The following is a 19169-nucleotide window of genomic DNA, read 5'->3' on the forward strand; positions in this document are numbered from 1 at the left end:
CATTTGGGGTGCATTCCAAATTGTCGCACTGCTTTGCTTCATGCGGGCAGTGGGAACACCGCCCACTACGGACGCCCCGGTTGGTGTCTCCACCAACCGGTGACAGTTTGGAATACACCCTGTAATTTTGTTGCCCTATGCATTTCCATCAAAAGGGCGCCTTCCGTGCAGGAACGGTCACCCTTTGCATAAGTATAGTGCGTCTTTTATTTCGCCGGCGGAAGCAATACCGCGTCTATAACATGTATAATGCCGTTCGACGCGGGAATGGAGGTTATGATATTTGCTCCGTTCACCATGGTTTTTCCGTCTTTCACCGTAATGCTGATATTATTTCCGTTGGCTTGCCCAAAACTTTGCGCGTCGGTAAGCATTTCGGGTCTCAGCACGCCGATATATACATGATATTCCAGGATGTTGCGGAGATCATCTTTTTTTTCAGGTTTCAGTAAATCGGTTAAAGTGCCCGCAGGTAATTTGTCGAAAGCAGCATTGGTTGGGGCAAACACGGTAAAAGGTCCTGCATTGGAAAGCGCATCTACGTATTCCGCCGTTTGCAGCGCTTTTACAAGAGTGGTGTGATCGGCACTGCCTGCCGCTATTTTTACCACGTCTTTTTGGGATTCATCGTCCTGTACGCCGGACTGACCACTTAGCGGGGCGGCAGAACCTGTAGTTGCACTGGTAGCTTCAGTTGTACTGTTAGCCGTTTCGTTGCATGCCAGCCATAAAATTGCACCCAGAAGCAAGATTGACAGAGACAAGTAATTTCTTTTCATAATCGTTTTATTGTTGTGTAGGTGAGGGGGTTCGCATATCTGATGCTTACTAAAACCTGTTGCAAAATAAAACAGGAAAACGGCGGCTGTTATGACGTTTGTCATACTTCTGCAAGATATCGGTCATTTGCAGCCGATCAGTGGGATTAATGGATATGCTTTTGAATTTAATATACAAACACCTTATCTTTCGGTATGCAACCAAACCGTTACCGAATTGCATCGGTAGACATCCTTCGCGGTATCATTATGATCATCATGGCATTGGATCATACGCGGGAATTTTTTCATATTACCGCTATAACTGCCGATCCGCTCGATCCCGCAACTACTACCATTCCATTGTATTTTACCCGGTGGATCACCCATTATTGTGCGCCGGTATTTGTGCTGTTATCCGGCTTATCCGCTTACCTTTCCTCCCGTAATAAAACCCGCAGTGAGGCAAGTGTATTTCTGATCAAAAGAGGGATATGGCTCGTTTTTGTTGAAATTGTTGTTGTAACATTCGGAATTACATTCAACCCGTTTTACAACTTTATTATTTTACAGGTTATCTGGGCCATCGGTTGTAGTATGATATTACTCGGACTGCTGTCAGCCTTTTCTTATAAAGCCGTGCTGGTAGCAGGCGTTGCCATAGTGGGCGGGCATAATATACTGGATTATGCTACGCTTCCTGACGGAGGTGTTGCCGGTAATTTATGGACTATATTATTTACTTCCCCCGGAGCGGTTATTCCGCTGAGCAGTACACATTTTATAGGCGCTTTCTATACTATCCTTCCCTGGACGGGTGTAATGTGCCTGGGCTTTAGTATGGGAAAATGGTTTCAAAAAGATTTTACTGCAGCAAGGAGAAAACGCCTGCTCATTATTACCGGTATATCATTGACCGGACTGTTTATTATACTGCGATTGGTAAATGGGTATGGCGATCCCCGTTCATGGAGTGCTGCGGAAAATGGCTGGCTTTCTTTTTTGAATACTACCAAATATCCGCCTTCCTTACAGTTTATTGCCATGACGATCGGCCCTTCAATATTGCTATTGGCGCTATTGGAAAATGTAAAAAGGCAGTGGGTTCATTCACTTTCTGCTTATGGCAGGGTGCCTTTCTTTTATTATGTACTGCATTTTTATATGCTGCATATTTTATTGGTGATTGCTTTTTTTATTTCAGGACATACTACAGCAGAAATTATTGATGTGCAGGGATCTCCTTTTTGGTTCCGGCCTTCAAATTTCGGCTATGGTTTACCGGTAGTATACCTGGTGTGGATAGCTGTGGTGGTGGCTTTATACCTGCCCTGCCGGTGGTTTAGCAATTATAAAATGGCGCACAGGCAATGGTGGTTGAGTTATATATAAAGTAAATGAAGCGTGGCCGGCTATTGTTCGTTGCCCGGCGGAAGCAATAACAGAAGGTTATGCTGCAATAATAACATGTACTCCTGCTTTTTCTATTTTGGAAACCATTTCAGGGCTTACTTCTTTATCTGTGATAATATAGTCCACCTGGTCGAGATTGCAGATCTTACCCAATCCCCTGCGGTTAAATTTAGTACTGTCGGCCAGCACTGCAACGGTGTGTGCAAGTCCTATCATTTTCTGGTTCAGGCTGGCTTCCGTTAAATTGGTAATGGAGAGTCCATGTTCAAGATGAATACCATCCACGCCAAGAAATAAAACGCCACAGGATAGTTCTTCCAGAATTTTTTCGGCGAATGAACCGGCACTGGAAGAGGAGCTCTGGTGGATGATTCCGCCGAGCTGCAGTATTTCCACATTGGGGCGGTTGCACAATTCCAGCGATACTTTTAATGCGGGTGTAATAACGGTAATTCTTTTTTCGGGATGCAGGCAACGGGCCACTTCAAATACAGTAGTGCCGGAACCAATGATGATGGAATCATTATGGCCAATCAACGACAAAGCAGTACGTGCGATTTTTTTCTTTTCTTCCGACCTGATAAATTCTTTTTCGTTAATGGGCCGTTCAATGGCATAAGGATTGTTCATTGATCCTCCTCCGCGGGTGCGGAATAAAAGGTTTTTTTCTTCCAGCAGCTTAAGGTCTTTTCGCACGGTAACGCCGCTCACCTTCATCTGGGCAATAAGCTGGGGGATACTCACTTTTCCTTTTTCCTGCAATTTTTTCAGGATGAACTGGTGCCTGTCGGTCATCGTCTTCATGTAAACAATTTTTTAAAAATATGTAGTGTCCTTTCTGTCAGCCAAAATTCATGATAATTTTTTGTAATTTCAAAAACTTTCAAATGGTTTCATGTTGTTCTCACGGCATAAGAATAACATCCACGTAAGATAGGTTGTTTTAGAATTGTAAACTTTCAAATACTTTTATTTTGTTTTAAATTGTTTAATTTACTTACTTATATTTGGATTGGATAAGATAACGATTGTTTTACATTAACCTGTTTTTATGCAGCCAAATGACCATTCGCTTTTTGCCAAAGCCGGTATACCCCGCCAGTTAACATGGGGTTACCTCGGTATCCTGATATTTATGATGGGTGATGGAATGGAACAGGGCTGGCTGAGTCCATACCTTATTGAACAGGGAATGAATATTACCCAAACCGCTTCTTTATTTACCGCCTACGGTGTTACGATTGCGATTTCTTCCTGGTTTTCGGGAGTGCTGGCAGAAAGTTATGGGCCTAAAAAAACGATGGCAATGGGTTTGCTGCTGTACCTTGCCGGAACCATTGGTTTCGTAGGATATGGAATGGCAAATCTCGATTTTCCCGTGATGCTGCTTACCTACGCTCTCCGCGGATTTGGTTATCCTTTATTCGCCTATTCTTTTTTAGTATGGATATCGTACGCTACACCCAAAGAAATGCTGGGACGTGCAGTGGGTTGGTTTTGGTTTGTATTTACCGGCGGGCTGAATGTGTTAGGCGCTTTTTATTCCAGTTGGGCCATTAAAGAGCTGGGGCATATTAACGCATTATGGAGTTCCGTATTCTGGGTGCTTATCGGCGCTTTATTTGCCCTGGTGTTCAATAAAACAAAATTTGAATCCGGATACACTACTCCCGAAAGTAAGATGAAGGAATTGCTGAAGGGCTTTACCATTATGAAAGAAGAGCCAAAAGTGTTGCTTGGCGGCATCGTTCGTATTATCAATACAACCGCTCAATTTGCATTCCCGGTTTTTTTGCCCACTTATATGGCATTGCATGGCTTTTCCACTACGGAATGGTTATATATATGGGGAACGATCTTTACCAGTAATATTATTTTCAACCTCATTTTTGGTTTTGTGGGCGACAGGCTGGGCTGGCGCAAAACAATCATGTGGTTTGGCGGTGTAGGCTGTGCGCTAACAACCTTGTTCTTGTATTATATACCGCAGTTTTCGGCAGGCAATTACTGGCTGATCATGTTTGCCGGGATTTTATGGGGCGCCTGCCTGGCAGGGTATGTTCCCTTATCGGCTCTTGTACCTTCCTTGGTGAATAAAGACAAAGGCGCGGCAATGGCTGTGCTGAACCTCGGGGCAGGACTTGCAGTTTTTGTTGGTCCCGCTATTGTGGGCTTATTCATAGGCATAGCCGGTAATGAGGGCGTAATCTGGATTCTGGCAAGCCTTTACCTGCTCAGTGCTGTATTAACCAAATTCATAACGCTTCCGGATAACCGTAAATCTGCCCGGCACGCTGCCTATGAAGGTTTGCCTGTTGTATCAGAAAAGCCTGTTCTCTGATTATTGAGCCAAATGTAATAACCATATGAAAATATTAGTAACTGCACCTTATCATGAGGAAGGATTATTTGAACTGAAAAAGAATTTCGGCGAAGTAATTTATAAGCCCTGGAAAGGGAATAACCGGGCTTATAATGAAACGGAATTGCTGGGTTTGCTGGATGAAACAAAAGCAGATGCGCTGATCACGGAACACGACCACGTAACAGAGAAAGTTATTAACGCCAATGCACACCTGCAGTTTATTGGTGTTTGCCGTGGTACCCCTTCCAATGTAGCTGTGCATGTGGCTACGGGTTATGGTATTCCTGTATTTTATACGCCTGCACGCAACGCCCAGGCAGTGGCGGAAATGTTTATCGCCAACACAATTACCTTTATGCGGCATACGCTTCCGGCTATGGATTGGCTTCTGAAAAGAAAATGGGATGCGGGGGCGCATACTTCTTATCTTCAGTTTAAAGGAAATGAGCTGGCGGGTAAAACAGTGGGTATGGTGGGTTTCGGCGCTATTGGCCAACTGATAGCCCGGATGATTGAAAATTATCCCTGTTCCGTGCAATTCTATGATCCCTATGTAATGGAAGCTGCTTTTCCTTCCTTTAAAAAAACATCGCTTGAGGATGTTTTTGCTTCAAGTGATATTGTTTCTGTTCATTTGCCGGTAACCGAAGATACCAGGGGAATGATCAATAAAAACCTTTTCGGGCTGATGAAAAAAGACGCCATCTTCGTTAACACAGCCCGGGCAGCAGTAGTAAATCGTAACGACTTGTATGAAGTTTTGCAGCAAAAAAAAATCAAAGGCGCCATACTGGATGTGTTTGATCATGAACCTCCGGATGAATTGGATTATAAGATCATTGACATGCCCAATGTAATGGCTACGCCACATATTGCCGGCGCCAGCTTTGAAGTTGAGGATCATCATGTGCGCATTATGAATGAAGCCCTGATGGCGTGGTTTATACAGGGCAACAAATCAACCGGAAGGCTTTATAATAAACAGGTATTATCAGCAAATATTCAACGATAAATTTGTACAGATGCAATCCAAAGATGCTTACCTGGTTATTGATATTGGAACAGGAAATGTGAGGGTAGTGGTTGTGCAACCGGATGGAGAAGTATTGGGAGCGGCCCGTGATGATATTCATTATTTCAGGGATACACTTTATCCTGATGCCATTTTTTTTGAACCCAACCAGTTGTGGCAACAGTTGGTGTTACTGGGCAAAACGGCGCTGGAACAGGCTGGTGATATTGTAATAAAGGCAGCAACGGCAACCAGCCAGCGCGAAGGGATTGTAATGGTAAGCAAGGAAGGGGAGTCGTTGATCGGGTTACCCAATATTGATCATCGTGGCAGGGAATGGGAAGCAATAATAAAAGATAAAAGCAGGGTATATCAATTAACCGGTCGCTACCCCACTTCATTGTTTTCGGCATTAAAACTGGTAGCCATTAAGGAGCGGCGGAAAGATATATGGGATAAGTGCTCCTTTTTTCTGAGTATCAGCGATTGGGTGGAATACAAGCTGAGCGGCGTTGCCACCTGTGAACATTCACATGCGTCTGAAACATTACTTTACGATATAGCCGGGCAACAATGGAATGATGAACTGTCGGGCATTTTTTCGATTCAGAAAAAATATTTACCGCCATTGCAATCTTCTGCTACAGTAATTGGTCAGGTATTGCAGCACAGGGCAGATGAGTTTTGTATTTCCGGCACTGCTTTAATCGTAAAGGGTGGGGGAGATACCCAGCTTGCTATCAAAAGCACACAACCTTCTGTAGAAGATATTGTGATTGTTTCGGGCACTACCACTCCGGTTGTAAAGTTGACAGACAGGTATATAACGGATACGGAGGAACGAACCTGGACAAGCCGCGACATAGAGAAAGGAAGATTTGTGCTTGAGGCGAATGCGGGAGTTACCGGGCTCAATTACCAGCGGTTAAAGGAAGTTTTTTATCCCAATGAAGGATATGATGTAATTGAAAAAGAATTAAACGCCAGTGTTCAAAATCATTGCACAGCATCTTTGGGTTCACTGATCGCTACTGAAAAATCGCCGGTTACAACTGGCGGATTTATTTTCTCCGTACCGGTGTCGCATGAGCTCACACGCAGTAGTTTTGTTTGGGCTACCTTACTGGATATCGCATTTTCTATTGCAGAAAATCATAAGGTGCTGCGGGATGTAGCAGGACATGCCCCGGATTATGTATGGGCATGTGGCGGTGGCTTACAAAGTAAAGCATTGCGCCAGCTAATAGCGGATATTACAGGAAAGAAAGTGCAGGTGAGGCATGGCTTTGAACAATCATCAGCAGTAGGCGGAGCGCTCATTTGCAACGAAGCTTTGCATACAGCAGATGTTTTATTGCATGCAGGTATTGAAATCATATCTCCCCGGCAGAACGAACAGGAAGCGTTTGCAGCTTTGTATAAAAAATGGAGTGATACCAGAAAATATTTCAGGCAAATTTGCTGAGCAAAATGATGGAATCATATTTTATAGGTATTGATATTGGAACGCAGGGCGCAAGAGTAGTATTGCTGGATCAAAAAGGCAAACAGCTTGCTGCAAAAGAGGAAGTGTTTACATTAACCGCCCGGCAGGCTCAGGCGCAATCGCCGCAACAATGGTGGCAATCCTGCTATAGCTTACTGCAATCGGTATGCATGGCGTTAGTAACCGAAATTGATCTTTCCTGCGTTAAAGCCATCACGGTTACTTCTACATCGGGTACCATCATTCCGCTCAATAAAAACAATGAACCCCTGCACGAAGCCATTATGTATAGCGATACCCGGTCGGCAGAGCAGGCTTTACGATGCAGGGAAGCGGCTTTAGCTTCGGGGTATGGAGGGTATACCGGTTTTAACAGTTCCGCGGGACTGCCAAAGATGCTGTGGTTTATGGAAAGATATCCCGAAAAAATGGGGGAGCTGAGCAGGTTCATTCACGCGGCAGATTTTATCACTGGAAAATTATCCGGCAACTTTTCAGTTACCGATTATACCAATGCATTAAAATCGGGCTTTGATGCCAGGGCTCTGGAATGGCCCGCTTATCTCTTTGATACGTTGCCCCTGCAGCGTAAATGGTTACAGGACGTAGTGCCCTCGGGCAAGCCGGTTGGTGTCATCAAAAAAGAACTCTCAGGGGAACTCAACTTATCTCCACAGGTAATTGTTACAGCAGGTATAACCGATGGTTGCGCTTCGCAGGTAGCTTCGGGAGCGGTAAATGCAGGCGACTGGAATACAACGATCGGAACCACACTGGTAATAAAGGGCGTAACAAAAAAGGAGATCATTGATCCTTCCGGAGCATTATATTGCCACCGGCATCCCCAAGGATACTGGATGCCGGGTGGCGCCAGCAATACAGGGGCCGGCTGGGTGAACCGGTTGTTTGATCCTGCACGCACAGAGGAGCTTAATGTTGCTGCCGCTCAACTGATACCTACAGGAAAACTGGCATGGCCGCTGATGCAGGACGGCGAACGTTTTCCTTTTGTAGCGCCACAGGCAAGAGGTTTTGCCCCGGGGGAGATAAAGGAAACTGAACTGTTTGCTGCTTATCTTGAAGCTGTGGCATATATAGAAAGATATGCTTATGAAAAAATAATGGGATTATCCGGCGAAAAAATAGAACAAGTATTTGCAGCGGGAGGAGGAAGCCATAGTGATACCTGGCTCATTATCCGCAGCAGTGTATTGGGTTTGCCCATCCGCAAAATGAAAAATGTTTCCGGTGCTGCCGGGGCTGCGATTGTTGCGGCATCTCAAACGCATTATAATTCCTTAACAGAGGCAGCGCAGACAATGACAGGGCCTGAAAAATTAATACAACCGCACAGCACCCTGGTGGTTGCTTATGAAAAACATTACCATCGTTTTATAAATACCTTAAAAGAAAAGGGATATATTTCCCAACAGCAATATGTATAATATTTTTTTACTGCGGCATGGAGAAACAGCCCGGAATGCGGATAATAACCGTTATTGCGGCCGAACGGATGTGCCGCTTACAGCAAAAGGTATACAACAGGCCGAAGCAGTAAGGGATCAATTGAAGCATATCCACTTTGATGAGATCTGTTCATCGCCACTCGAAAGAGCTTATACCACTGCGGAAATCGCTTCCCGCAGACCTGTAAAAAAAGATGAGCGATTGATTGAAGCCGATTTCGGCAAATGGGAAAACAAAACAAAGGAAGAATTTATTGCAGAGAATGAAAAGTTGTGGACGAACTGGATGACCGATCCTGCCACAAACAGGGCCGGTGGAACCGGGGAAACGGGGATGGAAGTAGTGCGCAGGGTAGATAACTTTTTTACAGAACTATGCAACAATCATGAGCCGGGTAATTTTTTGGTAGTGGCCCATAATGGCGTAAACAGGTTGTATATGGCATATAAGCTGGGCATGCCTTTAAAGAACTACCGGCAACTGGTGCAGCTCAATTCCGCCGTTACCCTGTTCACCCTTGATGCGCAGGGCATTTTTACGCTTCAATATCTCAATTCAAAATTATAAATCCATTTTTATGAACAGGGGGGAACTATTTTTTTTCTTATGCATCGCTGTTTCTTGTTCGGTTCATGCCAGTGCACAACAATTGCACGTGCTGAATATTAACAGTGAAAAACAACTGCAACAATTTTTTAAATATACCGCCAGGGATATGCCGCTTATCAGTGGTCACAGGGGATGCCATATTAAAGATTATCCTGAAAACTCCATCGAGGCTTTTGAATACACACTAAAACATACGCCGGCATTTTTTGAAATAGATCCACGGCTTACAAAAGACAGTGTAATTGTGCTGCTGCACGATGCTACATTAGACCGTACTACTACCGGTAAAGGCAAGCTCTCTGATTACACCTGGGAGGAAGTAAAGCAACTGAAGCTGAAAGACAGTGAAGGGAAGGTGACCGATTTTCACATACCTACGCTGGCAGCGGGTATTGAATGGGCAAGAGGAAAAACCATTCTGAATTTAGATAAAAAAGATGTTCCCCTTGCCCTAACGGCAAAGGTTATCCGCGAACACAATGCTGGTTCTTTTGTAATGGTAACCGTGCACGATGCGCAGCAGGCTAAGTTCTACTACGATGATGATCACAACAGGATGATGTCAGCTTTTGTTAAAACAGAAGCCGACATGAAAGCCTATGAAGCCGCTGGTGTGCCCTGGTCGAATATGATCGCGTATATAGGCCCCGAAAACAAACCGGAGAACAAAAAGATGTACGATTTGCTGCATAAACGTGGGGTTATGTGTATGATATCTGCCGCGCCTGTATACGACAAGTTGCCCGCTGCTGTGGCAAGGGCGGAGGCTTATAGAGAAACATTCCGCCAGGGAGCCGATATCCTGGAATCGGATCTCCCCGTGGAGGTTGCTGACGCAATTAAAAGCAGGCTACCCAAAAAAAGTAAGAAACAACAGTTTTTCCGGTTGGCTTCACCAATGTCACTATAATTTGCCGCGCTGCGCATTACCATTAGCCATCGGAATACAACCTACGGGTTGTAATTTCCTGTTGCCGATCTGTTTCCTGCGGAAACGCGCTCAGGCGATTGATATAGCTTTCAGTTGATAGCTATATTATCATTCCTGCAACTTTACAGAATTATATTCAAGCTGAAAGTTTTTAAATATTTTTACGTATTTTAAGAATTCATAAGCTTGTAAATAATTACTGATGGGGCATTTACCAAAATTAATTGAGGATTTAGCGCTAATACTAATGGCCGGGGCCATTATTACTTTACTATTCAAAAGAATTAAACAGCCATTGGTGCTGGGCTATATCATAGCCGGATTCCTGGTAGGTCCCCACTTTCATCTTATACCAACCGTTGTAGACATTGAAAACGTAAAAACACTTGCGGATATCGGCGTTATCTTCCTGCTGTTCAGCCTGGGTTTGGAATTTAGTTTTAAAAAATTAATGCGGGTAGGCGGGTCTGCTTCCATAACTGCTTTCGTTGAAATTATTTTTATTACCATAGCGGGTTATTTTTTGGGTAAAATATTGGGTTGGTCTACTATGGACAGTCTTTTCCTGGGGGGCATGCTGGCCAGTTCTTCCACCACCATTATAATTAAGGCATTTGATGAGCTGGGTATAAAAACAAAACAGTTTGCCCGTATTGTTTTTGGAGTGCTGGTGGTAGAAGACATTGTTGTTATATTACTAATGGTATTGCTTTCAACGGTGGCCGTTACCCAGCAGTTTGAAGGAACGGAGATATTGTTAACTGTTCTAAAGCTGTTATTCTTCCTGGCGTTGTGGTTTATTACCGGGATTTTTCTTTTGCCAACCTTTTTAAAAAGAGCAAAAAAATTAATGGATGAAGAAACCCTGCTCATTCTTTCTATTGGTTTGTGCCTGGGGATGGTGGTTTTGGCTACGCAGGTTGGTTTTTCGGCAGAATTGGGCGCTTTTGTTATGGGGTCTATCATAGCGGAAACCACTTTCGCGGAAAGAGTAGAGCATCTTACCAAGCCGGTAAAAGATCTGTTTGGCTCCGTATTTTTTGTATCGGTGGGCATGATGATTGACCCGGCAGCTATGGTAGAGTATGCATGGCCCATTTTATGCGTAACCCTGCTCACACTGTTCGGGAAGCTGTTTAGTACTACACTGGGCGCTCTCCTTTCCGGGCAACCGCTAAAGCAATCGGTGCAGGTGGGCATGAGCATGGCGCAAATAGGAGAATTTGCATTCATTGTGGCTACGCTGGGGCTTTCATTGGGTGTTATCTCCGATTTCCTTTTCCCTGTAGCAGTTGGGGCTTCTGCCATCACTACCTTTACAACACCTTATCTTATTAAATATTCGGAGCCCTTTTATACTTTTATTGCAAAGCTGCTACCGGATAAATGGGTGAACAGGCTAAACAGGTATTCTTCCAGTACACAAAATATCCAGGCCGAAAGTGACTGGAAGATCGTATTGAAAAGTTATGGGAGGATCGCGCTTATCAATGGTATCGTTTTGCTGGCACTTATATTGGTTTCATCCAATTTTCTTCTTCCCTTTGTTCATGAAAAAGTGGAAGATGAAACCTTAAGAATAATAATTGTACTGGTTATATCGCTCGGGGCTGCTGCGCCTTTTATGTGGGCGCTTATGGCAAAAAGGCCCAATAACCAGGCCTACAAGGAACTTTGGATAGACAAGAAGTACAACCGCGGTCCATTGTTAATTGTTGAAATAGCCAGGAATATTTTGGGTGTTCTGGTTATCGCGTTTTGGGTTGACAGGCTGGCTTCTACACAGGTAGCACTTTTGGTGGCCATACCCATAACCATACTGGTATTAATTATCTTCTCTAAAAGAATCCAGAAGTTTTATCAGCGTATTGAGAGTCGGTTTATCACTAACCTCAATGCCAGGGAGACTGCTGCTGCAAATGGCGGTTCTGCTGAAGCCAATATTTTACGAAAAAATGTTGACTTTCAGTCGGACCTTGTACCCTGGGATGCGCACATAATAGAAATGGAAGTAAATCCGCATGCCGAATATGTGGGAAAAACATTGCTGGAACTGGCCTGGCGCGAACAATACGGGATCAATATTGTTTACATTAAGCGGGGTGATAAGTTAATGCATGTTCCGGGACGCCACAACAGGCTTTTGCCTTTTGACCAGGTGGGCGTTATTGCTACCGATGATCAAATTCAGGTTTTTAAACCTGTTTTTGATACAACAGAGAGCATAATACCTGATGAGGCGGACGTAAACGATATCTCCCTTCAAAAAATACTGGTTGACGAGCACACGAAACTGAAGGGTTCAGATATCCGCAACTCCGGGTTACGGGAACGTACAAACGGGCTTGTTGTAGGCATACAGCGTGAGAAAGAAAGAATATTAAATCCTGATTCTTCCACCGTTTTTGAATGGGGTGATATTGTATGGATAGTGGGCGACAGGAAAAAAATATTACAATTTAACCAGGAGAAATAACAAAGTTGCTTATTCTTTTTCCAGGGTAATTTTAAATGAAAGGAAATAGATAACGGAGATACTGCCTTTTTAGCACCGGAACCAATTGACCTAATTATGTATGAACTGTTTTTTAAAAAAATGGCCGAGAAAATAACGCTTACCTCAGCGCAGCAGGATATCATAAAGCAATATCTCATCCCCAAAAAGATTCGTAAGAATCAATATCTCCTGCAGGAGGGCGATGTGGCAAAGCATGCCGCTTTTGTAGAAAAAGGAGCGCTGAGGGCCTATTCGGTTGATGACAGGGGAACAGAGCATATTATCCAGTTTGCTTTTGAGGGCTGGACGATTTCAGATCTGTATAGTTTTTTAACGGGCGAGGCGGCTACTTACAATGTTGATGCGCTGGAAGATTCGGAACTGGTACTGATCAGCAAAGCGGCGCAGGATGAAATTCTGAAACAGATCCCCGAATATGAAGTATACACCCGTTTACAGATAACAGGCGCCTACCTGGCAATGCAAAAAAGACTCACATCCATTTTAAGCCTGTCTCTTGAAGAGCGGTATATTAACTTAACCAAACTTTACCCCAATCTTATACAACGTGTTCCCCAGCGCATGATCGCTTCTTACATGGGGCTTACTCCCGAAACGCTGAGCCGGGTTCGCAGAAAGATAAAAGACAAATGATATTGATTTTTATCAAGTCATTGCGTTGACGCTTATCAATGCGCTTTCTTATCCGAACGCAATGGACAGAGGCTCATTGTTGCTGTAGTTTTGCAGTATCAAATTTTATATGATATGCGAACAAAGCAAACTATAGCTATCATCGGAGCAACGGGTAACATGGGCGCTGCCATTTCAAAAAGCCTTTCCAAAGGCAATTACCGGTTATTGTTGTTTACCAATGATAAAAACAAATTAAAAAATCTTGAAAAGGAAATAACAACTGCTCATCCCGGGGCCGATGTTGAATCCATTAATTGCAGTTATACGGCAAGTTGGGAAGCTGATGTTATTATCGTTGCGGCTCCTTTTGCCGCGGAAAAGGAAATAGCAGAGAAAATAAGAGAAGTGGCAAATCAGAAGATCGTTATCAGTATTGCCAATCCTTTAAATGAAACGTACGATGGGCTCGTTACCGCACCGGATACAAGCGCGGCGGAAGAATTACAGAAACTGCTGCCCAATTCTAAAGTAATCAAAGCTTTCAACACCACTTTCGCGGCAGATTTTGCACAGCCTGTAATTGATGGAAAAAAAGTAGATGCATTTATTGCAGGGAATGACAGTGATGCACTGGAAACAGTATCGGAACTGGTGCAAACCGCGGGATTTAATCCTGTGGTAGCGGGCGACCTATCAGTGAGCAGGATATTGGAGAATATGCAGTTATTGCTTATCCGCATGGGCATAAAATACAATTATAACTGGCTGGCAGGCTGGAAAATATTACATCAATAAAATAAAAATAAACAAATGAAACTAGCAGTGATTGGAGCATCTGGTTTTGTGGGCTCCGCAGTTTTAAAAGAGGCACTGAACAGGGGACACCAGGTTATCGCTATTGTACGGCATCCCGAAAAAATAACTGAACAAAATGATCATCTTTCGGTGGTTCGCGGCGATGTGACGGATACCGTGGCTTTAGCAGGACTGCTTAAAGGAAACGATGTTATTATAAGCGCGTACAATGCCGGCTGGACGAACCCCGATCTGTATAATGAGTTTTTAAAAGGATCGCAATCCATCCGGGAAGCAACAAAGCAATCGGGCGTAAAGCGGCTGCTTGTTGTGGGAGGAGCGGGAAGCTTGTTCATCGCGCCCGGCGTGCAGGTGGTTGATACCCCAGAGTTTCCTGCAGACTGGAAGCCCGGCGCTTTAGCGGCCAGGGATTATCTCAGCCTGCTGCAAAAAGAAGATCAGTTGGACTGGACTTTTTTAAGCCCCGCGTTGGAAATGCACCCAGGTATGCCCCGGCAGAGAACAAGTGTATACAGAACAGGTTTAGACAACCCGGTATTTGATTCCAATAACAAAAGCACCATATCGGTGGATGATCTTGCGGTAGCCATTGTAGACGAAGCAGAGAATCCAAAACATATTCGTCAACGCTTTACCGTTGGATACTGATGAATAAAAGTGTTAGATAAAAATAAAAAAAATAACGTAATGGCAGATACAATGAAAGTTAATATATGGTCGGACGTGCGGTGCCCGTTTTGCTATATTGGAAAAAAGAAATTTGAAATGGCTTTAGGCCGGTTTGACGATATAGATAAGGTTGAAGTGATATGGCGCAGCTTTCAGTTGGATCCGAACCTTGAGACGAAAACCGGTATAAATGCGGTTGACCATATTGCTGCAATCAAAGGTATTTCGCAGGAGCAGGCAGAAGAAATGCATAACCATGTAACCCGGGTTGCTAAGGAAGTGGGACTGGAATTTAATTTTGAAAAAGCGGTGGTTGCCAATTCGTTTAATGCACACAGGTTAATTCAGTTGGCCAAAACACGGGGCTTGGGCAATGAGGCGGAAGAGCAATTGTTTAAAGCGCATTTTACGGAAGGTAAAAATATTGACGATAATAAAGTGCTGATTCAAGCCGGCGTGGCTATCGGTCTTGATGAAAAAGACATCAGGGCAATGCTTGCTTCGGATGCTTTTGCAAAAGAAGTAAGTGAAGATGAAAGCCAGGCGCATGCTATTGGTGTAAGAGGCGTTCCGTTCTTTGTTTTCAATGGTAAATACGCTGTTTCCGGCGCTCAGTCGCCCGATGCCTTTTTGCAGGCCTTACAGCAAAGCTGGCAGGCATTTGAAAATGTGGGTAATGCTTTGCCAAAAACATAAGAAAGAAACATTGTTTCCCGGATCAACATTGTAATCAAATAATACATATTTAATAAAACAAACAACAGAAAAATTAAGATCATGAAAAAGTTATTTTCTATCCTGGTAGTCGCATTATTAAGCACCACTTTATTTGCACAAACTACCTGGAAGGTTGACCCGATGCATTCTAAGTTAACCTTTACCGTTACCCATCTCGGAATTGCCGATGTGGCAGGATTATTTAAAACCTTTGACGTTACAGCCGTTGCTAACCAACCCGATTTCAGTGATGCCGTTTTTGAACTTTCGGTAGATGTGGCTTCTATTAATACAGAAGTACAGATGCGGGATGATCACCTGAAAAGCGCCGATTTTTTTGAAGTAGCCAAATATCCTAAGATGACCTTTAAGAGTACTGCGGTTAAAAAGGTGAGTGAAAATAAATACACCCTCACCGGCGATCTTACACTGCACGGCGCTACCAAACCGGTTACGATGGATCTGTGGTACAGGGGAACAATAGAAAATCCGCAGTCGAAAGCCATTACTTCCGGTTTTCAGTTAACGGGCACTTTAAAACGTTCGGATTTTAATATCGGCCCCAAGTTTTCCGCACCCATGATCAGCGATGAGGTACAGATAAAAGCAGACGGCGAGTTTATAAAAAAATAAAGAATGGTTCTGTTTTTTAAAGAATAGCATTTTAAAATGATTCGCAAAGATTTTTTAAAGACTATAATAGCAGGAGGCGCAGCAATGACAAGTTTATCCGCATTCAACAAGTTTACCAATGAGCTGAAAGAACAGGAGCAGGTTATGCCTGTTCTGTTCATTGGTCATGGTTCGCCTATGAACGGAATTGAAGACAATGAATTTAGCCGGCGCTGGACGCAAATGGCGAAAGAAATACCAACACCAGCGGCGGTACTGGTAGTATCTGCACATTGGTTCACTAAAGGAACGCGCATAACCGCGATGGATTTTCCCGAAACCATTCACGATTTTGGCGGATTTCCACAGGCGCTTTTTGAAGTTCAGTATACGGCTCCCGGCAACCCGGTGTTGGCCGGGGAAACAGCTTCCATTGTTCATTCGGCTAAAGTGGAACTCGATCATGACTGGGGTCTTGATCATGGCGCCTGGACAGTTGTACGGCATATGTATCCCGAAGCGAATATCCCTGTATTGCAATTGAGTATTGATTATACAAAAGGGCCGCAGTACCATTACGATCTGGCTAAGGAATTGTATGCGTTAAGAAAGAAAGGCGTGCTGATTATTGGCAGCGGTAATATGGTGCATAACCTTAGAATGGTAGCATGGGATAAAATGGATGAGCCGGGCTATGGATACGACTGGGCATTGAAGATGAATGACAGCTTCAAACAACTGATCAGCGATGGCGATCACAAGCCACTGATCCATTATGAAGGTTTTGGCAGGGAAGGACAACTGGCTATTCCTACGCCGGAACACTATTTACCCCTGTTATATACTTTGGGATTAAAAACTAAGAAGGATGAAGTTGCTTTTTTTAATGATAAAGCGGTGGCGGGGTCGTTAACGATGACGTCGGTTAAGATAGGATAATGAACAACAAATGAATAAACAACAACAGCAAATCAAACAATATGTATAATCTGAAAATCATTTCATCAACCGTTCGCCCGGGCAGGAAAGGTCCTGTGGTAGCAAAATGGATAGAAAATTTAGCCAGGCAGAATGATAATTTCAATGTAGAAGTTTTGGACCTTGGTGAGATCAACCTGCCCATGATGAATGAGCCCAATCATCCAATATTGAAAAAATATCAGCATGAGCATACCAGAAAGTGGAGCGCTAAAATAGACGAAGCGGATGCCTTTATTTTTGTTACCGCGGAGTATGACTATAATTATCCTGCGCCATTAAGAAATGCATTGGAATATCTTTCTCAGGAATGGGGCTATAAACCCGCTGCTATTGTTAGCTATGGTGGCGTTTCCGCAGGCACAAGGGCTTCCAATGCTTTAAAGGCTGACTTGTCAACGTTTAGGATGGTTCCTTTGACGGAGTCAGTGAACTTCCCTTTTTTTCAGAAAAATATCAACGATCAGAACGAATTTGAAGGCGGTGAATCGGCAAACAAGGCGGCGGACAACATGCTAAGACAGTTGGTACGATGGACAAAAGGCCTGAAGGCGATAAAAGAAGACAAGGGATAAGACATCTGGCATACTAAGAAAATGAGAGATAAAAAATGTTAACTAACCGCATCATTATCCGGTGCCAAAAAATAAATTGATTTACGATGGAATTAGGACTTATAACTTTCGCCGACATGCACCCGGAAACATTTCCGGGGCCGGGAATCAATGCGCATCAACGCATTAAAGACCTGGTGGAAGAAATTCAATTGGCCGATCAGCTAGGATTAGATGTATTTGGTGTTGGTGAACATCATCGCCCCGATTATGCCGTGTCATCGCCCGCGGTAATACTGGGTGCGGCAGCGACTGTCACCAAAAACATTAAGCTCGCCAGTGCTGTAACGGTGCTGAGTTCAGACGACCCGGTTCGTGTGTTCCAGGATTTTTCCACGGTGGATCTTTTATCCGGCGGTCGTGCGGAAATAATGGCCGGCAGAGGTTCATTCATTGAATCTTTTCCTTTGTTCGGTTACGATTTGAACGACTATGATGAACTCTTTACGGAGAAATTAGACCTGTTACTGAAGCTGAATAAGAGTGAAAAGCTTTCCTGGCAGGGAAAACACCGGCCTTCATTTGATGATCTTGGCATATATCCCCGTCCATATCAGCCATCTCTTCCTGTATGGCTTGCAGCCGGCGGAACGCCTGCATCTGCGGTAAGGGCGGCTACACTTGGACTACCACTTATGTTGGCCATTATTGGTGGCAAGCCCGAACAATTTGTACCCTTTGTAAACCTGTATCGCGAAACGGCAAAAAAAGCCGGAAAGGATTTGAACCAACTGCAAATGGGCATTAACAACCATGTGTATATAGGAGAAGATTCTCAAAAAGCAGCGGATGAATTTTACCCCTATTATGCCGCTATGATGAACCGTGTTGGGCGCGACAGGGGCTGGCCGCCATTGAGCCGCCAGCAATTCGATTATTCACGATCACCCAAAAGCGCTTTAATGGTAGGCAGTGTGCAGGAGGTAATTGATAAGATACTATACGAACATGAACTGTTTGATAATACCCGTTTCCTGGCCCAGGCCAGTGTAGGCAATGTGCCGCATGCAAAAATCATGAAGTCTATAGAATTGTTTGGTACCAAAGTAGCGCCGGTTGTAAGAAAAGCGGTAAGCGGTTCAAAACAATCAGAAAAAAAATAAAAGATGAGTTATGATGAAATTGTTCAGCACGAACCTTAGTGCAAAAAGTATAAACATTTCTTTGCTTATTATGCGTATTGGGATTGCCCTGTTGATGTTTACACATGGTATTCCTAAAATACAAAAACTATCTGAAGACCCTGTTCAGTTCATGGACCTTTTAGGGTTGGGCACAACGGTTAGTTTATGTCTGGCTATTTTTGGTGAAGTGGTTTGCTCTATACTTGTTATGCTTGGACTTGGCACCCGGCTTGCCGTTATTCCATCAATGATAACCATGCTGGTGGCGGTATTTCATGTGCATATTGCAGACCCCTTTGTAAAACAGGAAATGGGACTGCATTATTTACTGACCTATACGGCGCTGTTCATTATGGGCAGTGGCAGGTATTCGCTCGATCACTATTTGTTTGCAAAAGCTCGACTTAATTGTAAAGCCGCACGCTCCTGAAGGTAATCCTGCAACAGATCATTAACCCACTGATA

Annotated in this window: 19 protein-coding genes; 17 read left to right on the forward strand and 2 right to left on the reverse strand. The window is 43.9% G+C overall.

The window, feature by feature from the left end; translation table 11 throughout:
* Positions 1-206: 206 nt before the first annotated feature.
* On the reverse strand, positions 207-779 hold the full coding sequence (locus FRX45_RS06145) for a fasciclin domain-containing protein (RefSeq protein ID WP_152267497.1): 573 nt from the start codon (positions 777-779) through the stop codon (positions 207-209).
* A gap of 195 nt (positions 780-974) precedes the next feature.
* Here FRX45_RS06145 and FRX45_RS06150 point away from each other — a divergent pair, with 195 nt between their 5' ends.
* Positions 975-2150, forward strand: coding sequence for a DUF1624 domain-containing protein (locus FRX45_RS06150; protein ID WP_152267498.1), 1176 nt, complete (start codon positions 975-977; stop codon positions 2148-2150).
* Positions 2151-2207: 57 nt separating this feature from the next.
* Here FRX45_RS06150 and FRX45_RS06155 read toward each other — a convergent pair whose 3' ends face one another.
* The gene (locus FRX45_RS06155; protein WP_152267499.1) at positions 2208-2975 is read right to left on the reverse strand and encodes a DeoR/GlpR family DNA-binding transcription regulator; all 768 of its coding nucleotides are present in this window, start codon (positions 2973-2975) and stop codon (positions 2208-2210) included.
* 247 nt (positions 2976-3222) lie between these two features.
* Between FRX45_RS06155 and FRX45_RS06160 the strand changes: the two genes are divergently transcribed.
* From FRX45_RS06160 to FRX45_RS06235, 16 genes are all read left to right on the forward strand, one after another.
* On the forward strand, positions 3223-4512 hold the full coding sequence (locus tag FRX45_RS06160) for an MFS transporter (protein WP_152267500.1): 1290 nt from the start codon (positions 3223-3225) through the stop codon (positions 4510-4512).
* 25 nt (positions 4513-4537) lie between these two features.
* A complete protein-coding gene (locus tag FRX45_RS06165) occupies positions 4538-5548 on the forward strand; it encodes a 2-hydroxyacid dehydrogenase (protein ID WP_152267501.1) in 1011 nt (336 codons plus the stop codon).
* 10 nt (positions 5549-5558) lie between these two features.
* Positions 5559-7013 carry an FGGY-family carbohydrate kinase gene (locus FRX45_RS06170; protein ID WP_152267502.1) on the forward strand — a complete coding sequence of 485 codons (1455 nt, stop codon included), beginning with the start codon at positions 5559-5561 and terminating at the stop codon, positions 7011-7013.
* A 5-nt stretch (positions 7014-7018) separates the two neighbouring features.
* Positions 7019-8479 carry an FGGY-family carbohydrate kinase gene (locus FRX45_RS06175; protein WP_226805022.1) on the forward strand — a complete coding sequence of 487 codons (1461 nt, stop codon included), beginning with the start codon at positions 7019-7021 and terminating at the stop codon, positions 8477-8479.
* A complete protein-coding gene (locus FRX45_RS06180) occupies positions 8472-9068 on the forward strand; it encodes a histidine phosphatase family protein (RefSeq protein WP_152267503.1) in 597 nt (198 codons plus the stop codon). Before FRX45_RS06175 ends, FRX45_RS06180 begins: the two co-directional genes overlap by 8 nt.
* A gap of 10 nt (positions 9069-9078) precedes the next feature.
* Entirely contained in the window at positions 9079-10020 is a 942-nt protein-coding gene (locus FRX45_RS06185) for a glycerophosphodiester phosphodiesterase family protein (protein WP_152267504.1), read from the forward strand.
* Between the two features lie 223 nt (positions 10021-10243).
* Complete coding sequence (locus tag FRX45_RS06190; RefSeq protein WP_152267505.1) at positions 10244-12517, forward strand: cation:proton antiporter; 2274 nt, start codon at positions 10244-10246, stop codon at positions 12515-12517.
* Positions 12518-12613: 96 nt separating this feature from the next.
* Entirely contained in the window at positions 12614-13192 is a 579-nt protein-coding gene (locus FRX45_RS06195) for a Crp/Fnr family transcriptional regulator (protein ID WP_152267506.1), read from the forward strand.
* 114 nt (positions 13193-13306) lie between these two features.
* On the forward strand, positions 13307-13969 hold the full coding sequence (locus FRX45_RS06200) for an NADPH-dependent F420 reductase (RefSeq protein ID WP_152267507.1): 663 nt from the start codon (positions 13307-13309) through the stop codon (positions 13967-13969).
* 15 nt (positions 13970-13984) lie between these two features.
* Complete coding sequence (locus FRX45_RS06205; RefSeq protein WP_152267508.1) at positions 13985-14638, forward strand: NAD(P)-dependent oxidoreductase; 654 nt, start codon at positions 13985-13987, stop codon at positions 14636-14638.
* A 39-nt stretch (positions 14639-14677) separates the two neighbouring features.
* Entirely contained in the window at positions 14678-15355 is a 678-nt protein-coding gene (locus tag FRX45_RS06210; protein WP_226805024.1) for a DsbA family oxidoreductase, read from the forward strand.
* Positions 15356-15436: 81 nt separating this feature from the next.
* On the forward strand, positions 15437-16009 hold the full coding sequence (locus FRX45_RS06215; protein ID WP_152267509.1) for a YceI family protein: 573 nt from the start codon (positions 15437-15439) through the stop codon (positions 16007-16009).
* Positions 16010-16045: 36 nt separating this feature from the next.
* The gene (gene ygiD / locus FRX45_RS06220) at positions 16046-16927 is read left to right on the forward strand and encodes a 4,5-DOPA-extradiol-dioxygenase (RefSeq protein ID WP_226805026.1); all 882 of its coding nucleotides are present in this window, start codon (positions 16046-16048) and stop codon (positions 16925-16927) included.
* 41 nt (positions 16928-16968) lie between these two features.
* Positions 16969-17541 (forward strand): NADPH-dependent FMN reductase, encoded by a 573-nt coding sequence (locus FRX45_RS06225; protein WP_152267510.1) that lies wholly within the window; start codon positions 16969-16971, stop codon positions 17539-17541.
* Positions 17542-17627: 86 nt separating this feature from the next.
* Positions 17628-18683 carry an LLM class flavin-dependent oxidoreductase gene (locus tag FRX45_RS06230; protein WP_152267511.1) on the forward strand — a complete coding sequence of 352 codons (1056 nt, stop codon included), beginning with the start codon at positions 17628-17630 and terminating at the stop codon, positions 18681-18683.
* A 10-nt stretch (positions 18684-18693) separates the two neighbouring features.
* Positions 18694-19134 carry a DoxX family protein gene (locus FRX45_RS06235; RefSeq protein WP_152267512.1) on the forward strand — a complete coding sequence of 147 codons (441 nt, stop codon included), beginning with the start codon at positions 18694-18696 and terminating at the stop codon, positions 19132-19134.
* Positions 19135-19169: the final 35 nt, after the last annotated feature.

Source organism: Agriterribacter humi (genome assembly GCF_009192765.1).
Lineage (GTDB): Bacteria > Bacteroidota > Bacteroidia > Chitinophagales > Chitinophagaceae > Agriterribacter > Agriterribacter humi.